The 7,001-nt window shown below is 58.6% G+C and carries 6 protein-coding genes; all 6 read right to left on the reverse strand.

Features of this window, described 5'->3' with window-relative positions:
* Positions 1–10: 10 nt before the first annotated feature.
* Positions 11–1,375, reverse strand: a complete 1,365-nt coding sequence (gene thrC, locus AC09SL_RS24270) for a threonine synthase (RefSeq protein WP_058544541.1) — start codon at positions 1,373–1,375, stop codon at positions 11–13.
* 30 nt (positions 1,376–1,405) lie between these two features.
* Complete coding sequence (locus AC09SL_RS24275; RefSeq protein ID WP_058544542.1) at positions 1,406–2,290, reverse strand: LysR substrate-binding domain-containing protein; 885 nt, start codon at positions 2,288–2,290, stop codon at positions 1,406–1,408.
* A gap of 59 nt (positions 2,291–2,349) precedes the next feature.
* The gene (locus tag AC09SL_RS24280; RefSeq protein ID WP_058544543.1) at positions 2,350–3,780 is read right to left on the reverse strand and encodes an amino acid permease; all 1,431 of its coding nucleotides are present in this window, start codon (positions 3,778–3,780) and stop codon (positions 2,350–2,352) included.
* A 151-nt stretch (positions 3,781–3,931) separates the two neighbouring features.
* Positions 3,932–5,185: a cystathionine gamma-synthase family protein gene (locus tag AC09SL_RS24285; protein WP_058544544.1), complete on the reverse strand. Its 1,254-nt coding sequence runs from the start codon at positions 5,183–5,185 to the stop codon at positions 3,932–3,934.
* Between the two features lie 744 nt (positions 5,186–5,929).
* Positions 5,930–6,331, reverse strand: a complete 402-nt coding sequence (locus tag AC09SL_RS24290) for a hypothetical protein (RefSeq protein WP_081264514.1) — start codon at positions 6,329–6,331, stop codon at positions 5,930–5,932.
* 3 nt (positions 6,332–6,334) lie between these two features.
* Positions 6,335–7,001 (reverse strand): RHS repeat-associated core domain-containing protein (locus tag AC09SL_RS24295; RefSeq protein ID WP_479571960.1); only part of this gene is annotated, 667 nt, incomplete at its 5' end.

A 7,001-nucleotide genomic window follows, 5' to 3' on the forward strand; every position in this document is an offset into this window, starting at 1 on the left:
GGGCCTCCGCTTATAGGGCGCCGAGCAGTTGATGGAGGGCACCGAGGTCGTCCGGCTGGAGGCGATGAATCTGCGCCGGACCCTGCTCGGAAACCGGCCGCTGTTGCGCCGCAATGTGGATCCCCAACTCGCCGAGCAACACCGCCGACTTGGCCGGGGAGATCTCGCCCAAGGTCACCATCGGCGCCACCAGGCTGCGCCGGTACAAGCGTGCCGCGAGCACGCCGGTGGCGGTGTGTGGGTCGATGACGTAGCCGGTGTCGCGATGCAGCGAAGTGATTTCCTCCAACGTCTGTTCATCGCTGACCGCGTACGAGTCGATGATCATCCGCGCCTGCAACCAGAACTCGTTGGCAATGGTCATTTCACCCTGGGTTTCGAAGGTGTGCATCAGTGCGCTGACGGCCTGGTCGTCGTGCCCATAGAGTTCCCAGAGAAACCGTTCCAGGTTGGAAAAAATCGACAAATCCATGGCCGGCGACAGGGTCTTGCTGGCGCGCAATCGCGAGTAGTGGTTCTTCAAGAAGAACTGATGCAGCGCGTCATTCTGGTTGGTGGCAACGATCATCTGCGTGATCGGCAAGCCCATCTTCTGCGCGATGTAGCCGGCATAGACTTCGGCAAAACTCGCCGCCGGCACACTGAAACCAATGGGCCGCTGACCGCCACCCAGTTGCAGCACGGCGTGGAAATAAAACACCAACTGCGCCATGACGCTGACCCAGTTGCTGGAATTGAAACTGATCGCCTCATGCTGGCGGAACAGTTGAGTAACCAGGGTCTGGCACTCATCGAAACTGCCATCGACGGCCACTTGATGAACCCGCGGATGGGCCGTCGCTTGCAGGTCTTGAAGCTGGTCTGGCGGTACGCCGGCCTCGGGATAGATCACCACCACGTCGGTCTCGTCGCAGTGCTTGAAGGCCTCGATGGCGGCCAGGCCGGTGTCGCCGTTGGTGACGCCGATCACCACGGCGCGACGCCCGCGTTTACGCAGGAAGTACTGCACCAGCCGCGCCTGCAATTGCGCGGCAAAGTCCTTCGAGGAGCGGGTTGGCCCATGGAACAATTCCAGGACCCATTCATTGCGATCCACCTGATGCAACGGCGCCAGGGAGCGATGGCTGAACTGGCTACCGGCTTCCTTGAGCACCCGCTTGAAGTCAGCCTCGGGGATCGCCTCGCCCACGAACGGACGCATCACTCGATAGGCCAGTTCGTCATAGGCCAGGGTCGACCAGTTGGCGATGTCCTGGGGTTCGAACTGCGGCAGTTCGACGGGGACGAACAGCCCGCCATCCTCGGCGATGGCCGACAGTACGACGCGTTCGAAGTCGACCTGCACGGTTGAATTTCGGGTACTCACATAGCGCATGGTCAACTCCAGATATTCACTTGAAACAGCTCATTTGAAACGATGCGCCTGCTCCACCAGCCAGGTGGAAAACCGCGCCGCGTCCGGGTGCTGCTCGGCCCCGGAACTGCGCACCAGGTAGAACGATTCGCTGGCTTCGATGCGCTGGGCGAAGGGTTCGACCAGGCGTCCGTCGCCGAGCATGTCACTCACCATCGACGACCGCGCCAGGGCGATGCCCTGCCCCAGTTCAGCCATGCGCAAGGTGCAGACCAGCGTGTCGAATTGCATGCCGGTCGAGGAATCCACCGAGTCGGCACCGACCATTTTCAGCCAGTAACCCCAGCCCTCTTCGTAGCCCAGCACATGCAGCAATGGATGCTTGGCCACGTCCGCCGGCACTTTCAGCGTCGCCATCAAGACGGGCGAGCACACCGGGAACAAGGTGTCCCAGGTCAGCCGTTGGGACACCAGGCCCGGCCATTGACCGTGGCCCCAGCGGATTTCCATGTCGTCTTCGCCATCGAGCTCCTTGACCCAGATGTTGCTGATGTAGCGGATGTCGACGTGGGGATGCGCCTGGCGAAAATCCACCAGTTTCGGCGCCAGCCAGTGCACGAAAAACGCCAGGCTGCCGCGTACCTTGATTGGCCGGCGCTTGTGCTGGCCAAAGATCTCGTTGGTGCCCACCGCCAATCGCGTGATCGCGTCCTGCACCACCGGCAGGTACGCCTGGCCCTCCTCGGTCAGGCCCAGGCCACGGGGCAAGCGCTTGAACAGCGCCACCCCCAGGTGGTTTTCCAATTGGCGGATCTGCTGGCTGACCGCGCCCTGGGTCAGACACAATTCTTCGGCGGCGTGGGTGAAGTTCAGGCAGCGGGCGGACACTTCGAACGCCCGCAGCCAGTTCAAGGGAGGCAACGTTTTTTGCTTCATGATCTGGACCTCGTTGACCCCCACGCACCGGGCACGTTTGCCCGCCCCGTCGACGCGCCTTAGAACGCGTCGGACGGTTGTGCCACGAGGGCAACCGACAAGCGTCGCTCGCGGCTTTTGCGGGTAATGTAATACACGAAGTAACACCAGGCGATGAACGGCAAGCCGAAGTACAGCGCCACTCGCTGCTCAGGGTCGAAGGCGATCCCGATGCACGCCAGGCTGCAGCACACCAGCGCCCCCAGCGGCACCCATGGATAACCGCGAACGCGGAACTTGAGGTGGCGAATGTCGCCGCCGTTGGCCACATAGTGGCGGCGGAAAGCGATCTGGCTCGCGGCGATGCTCATCCACACCACCACCACGGCCAGGCCGGAAATCGACACCAGTGCAAGGTAGATGGTATCGGCGGCAAACACGCTGCTGAGCAACGACGCCGCGCCGCCGGCCATGCTGACGATGATCGCGTTGAGCGGCGTGCCCATGCGGGTCAGGGCCGAGAACTGCTTGGGCAGGTGGCCTTGGTCGCTGAGGGTCCAGAGCATCCGCGAGGCGGCGTACAACCCGGAGTTGGCCGCCGACAACAGGGCGGTGATGATCACGAAGTTCATGATGTCGGCGGAGTACGGAATGCCGATGTAGGTGAACACGGTGACGAACGGGCTTTCCACCAGACCGGCTTGCTCGCGGGGCAACAGGGTCGCCAGGACAAAAATGGTCCCGACGAAAAACACCGCCAGGCGCAGCACGGTGGTGCGGATGGCGCGCGGCACATTGCGTTGCGGGTCTTTGGTTTCACCGGCGGCGATGCCGATCAGTTCGGTGCCGGAGAAGGCAAACGAGACTGCCAGCAGCGTCATCGCAATGGGCATGAAGCCGGTGGGAAAAAGTCCTTCGCGGGTGAAGTTGCTCAAGCCGATGCTGTGGGCCTGGTCGATGTTCAACAGGCCGAGGATCGCGCCACCGCCGATCAGCAGGAACATCACCACGGTCAGCACTTTGATCAACGACAGCCAGAACTCGGTCTCGGCGAACAAACGCACCGAAATCACGTTGGTGAGGAACACCACGCCGGCGAACAGCGCACTCCAGATCCACACTGGCGTGTCGGGAAACCATCGGGTCATGAGGATACCGGCGGCGGTGAACTCGGAACCGATCGCCACCGTCCACGTCAGCCAATACAACCAGGCCACGGTGTAGCCGGTGCCGGGGCCGAGGAAGCGTGTGGCGTAGGTGCTGAACGAACCGGTTTCCGGCATCTGCACCGCCAGCTCACCGAGGCACATCATCACCATATAAACCATGAGCGCGCCGATGATGTAGGCGATCACCGCGCCCATGGGGCCGGCCTGGTTGACGGTGTAGCCGGAGGTCAGGAACAGCCCGGTACCGATCACGCCGCCCAAGGCCAGCATGACGATATGGCGCGTCTGCATTTCCTGTTTAAAACCGGCACGCGAATTAAGTTGTTGTTCTTTTATGGACATGGTTGTTCTCATGAAAGTTGTTAGGGCGCGCATTAACGTCCGCGACAAGTTATTGGGCAGAGTAAAAGAGCATCGCCACTAAGCTTTATTATTATTCCTATTCATGAACGCCCCACTCACAGCCTTGTGGTGGGGTACCAACTTTCAAACTTCAGTTTGTGGTCTCGATGTGGACTTCATTGAGTTGCGGATTGAGGGTCTTTTTGACGAAGGCGAAGGCCTGTTTCAGATCGTCCAATAGATCGTCCGTGTCTTCGATGCCCACCGAAACCCGCACCAGGCCTTCGGAGATGCCCAGGGCCAGGCGTTCTTCCAAGGTGTTCTCGACGTGACTGGTGGTGCGGGCCGGGCCGTAGATGGTTTCCACCGCACCCAAATTGCCCGCGCAATGGGCGAAGCGCAGGCGTGGCAGCAGCAGCTTGACCGTGTCCATGCCACCGACCAGGACAAAACTGACGATGGCGCCGAAGCCGGACATCTGCGCGCAGGCCACCGCGTGGTTCGGGTGGCTGGGCAAGCCTGGGTAATTGACCGCTTCCACCAGCGGTTCGGTGCAGAGGAATTCGGCCAGGGCCCGGGCGCTGTGTTGTTGCTGGCGCATGCGCAGTGCCAGGGTCTTCATGCCACGGATGATCAAGTAGGCCGAGAACGGGTCGAGGCTCGCGCCGTTGATTTCCCGGTAATGCCGCACTTGGGCCATCAAGGCTTCGCTGCCGCACACCAGGCCACCGAGCACGTCACCATGGCCGCTGAGGAACTTGGTCGCGCTATGAATCACCACGTCCACCCCCAAGGCCAGCGGGCTCTGGTTCAGCGGCGTAGCGAAGGTGTTATCCGCCACCACCACGGCGCCGACACGCTTGGCCGCCGCCACCAGGCGCGGGATGTCGAGGATCTTCAGGGTCGGGTTGGTGGGTGTTTCCAGGTAAAGCACCTGGCAACCCTTGGCGATTTCACGCTCGAGGTCGTCGTGATCGAAGGTCTCGCACAAGGTCACCGCCACACCGGTGCGCGGCAGGAACTCTTCGAAAATCTTGTTCGTGCCGCCGTAACTGTCCTTGGTCGACACCACGCGATCGCCATGGGCCAAAAAGGTGTAGAGCACACTGCTGATCGCCGCCATGCCGCTGCTGAAGGCCACCGCAGACTCGGCCATTTCCAGCTCGCGAATCTTGGCTTCGAGGGTCTCGACGGTCGGGTTGCTCATGCGGCTGTAGATAAAACCGGGGGCCTTGCCCAAGGCGACGTCGTACCAGACGTCGATGTCGTCATAACCGTACGCGGCGCTGGCCACGATGGGGGTTTGCGTGGCGTTGTAGGGGTGCCTGACTTGCTCCCCACCCCAAACCGCCCGGGTCCCTGCTCCCGCGTTATCAAGCCCTGTGCTGTCAGGTTTATTGTTCATTGAGGCTACTCACACTGAGGGGGTGGACGTTGAGCCATCCACCGGATCTGAGGGCCAATATAGGGAAAAGCCGGGCGGCCGAGAAACGATGTTATTGGTGTCAAAGGGGTGGTTTTTTTAATGGCTGGATGAAGGTCCGGAATGACCTGCGAACACAAAAACCTGTGGGAGCGGGCTTGCTCGCGAAAGCGGTGGGTCAGTCACTGAGGGGTTGAATGTGCAATCGCTTCGCGAGCAAGCCCGCTCCCACACTGGAATTGTGGTGACGAATGCGTGAGCGCCTGTCCTACAGGCGACCGTTGACTTAAAGGCTGTGTGAATCATTGTGGCGAGGGGATTTATCCCCGCTGGGCTGCGCAGCAGCCCCAAAAGCAACGACCTTGCTCTTACTGGCACACCGAGTTGTCTGGTTGGGGGCAGCTTCGCAGCCCAACGGGGATAAATCCCCTCGCCCCATGGGAGTACCAGTCCAACTGAGCCACATAGCAGCTTGTTGAAAAGTATTTTAAAAACATAGGGTTGTAATTTGTTCTCTGAGGGGGTTGCTCCCACTCGGCTGCGCCGTAGGAGCTGCCGAGCGAAGCGAGGCTGCGATCTTTCCATAGCCAATTGAGTATCAAGCGAAAGATCCAGATCAAAAGATCGCAGCCTTCGGCAGCTCCTACCACGGCCCAGCGGGAGCAAGCTCCCTCGCCACAGGGCCAGTGTTTTTTCAGATATCCAAGGAACGATCAAATATCGAGCCTATTCTTCCACATCTCTTATAGATTCAAGCCAAAGAAAAAAATGATCTTTTTGCAGCTGAGGATCGCTGACTATATCTTGGTCTTCATAATCAAAAATATTAACAAGATCCGATCTTGAGGCACGCTTACCCAAAACATGTTCATATGCAGCTATCCCTGACGACATTTGCGAGGACATACTGGAAGGTCTTACACTTCGCTTAGCCCCCTTGCATAAAAATTTTAAATCGGAGTGTTCTTTTATAATATTTCCAAGACACTCATACACGTCAGCCCCGGAGTATTTTTTTGACCAGCCACTTTTGAAGGTAAGCAAAATGGTTGATTTTGCTGAATTAACATCAAGCAGCACCTCCTCTTTTTGACCGTCTTTAACAATTGAAATAACTTGCTTCGTCATTTTTTATTTCCTTTGAGGGTTGGGTAAAGAGTACCCAACATAGGAACCATCTCTCTTAAGTGGAGTGACCCCGATAATATCTTCCGCCTTTACCCGATCAGGGATTGCAATCTCATACTCATAGCTATAAGGAACATCACTGCGCGGGAGCTCCTTATTTACATCGCGTCCAGGAATTCGCTTTAGGACATACAGATACCCTTTGCGAGTCCTATACTTTGTTCCAAAATCGATACCGACATCAACATCCGTGGTTGTACTGACAAAATTACTCGGTGGATCTCTGTTATCCCAAACATGAAGCAGTAAATCGGTGCTTTTCCCCAAGCTCCTAAAACCTTCTTTAAAAATGATTTCTGGCCCCCTCAAGTCTCCACGATAAAGAAATGTAGGTTTTGGTGGGGAGGCCTCCCCCTCATCCACCCCAACCTTCGCCGCCGGATCCTGCTCCCCAACCGCCGGCCTACACCCACCCTTCCCCGGACATTCCACCAACCCCAACGGATCCACCCACCCCGTCGGGTTCAGGGTGTACCTATACCCATTGAGCCCACCCGCCAACTTGCTTGGGTCGGGCGTCAAATAGCGGCCGGTTTCGGGATTGTAGTAGCGGTGGCGGTTGTAGTGCAGGCCGCTTTCGGGGTCGAAGTATTGGCCCTGGAAACGCAAG

Source organism: Pseudomonas sp. PF05 (assembly GCF_056521845.1).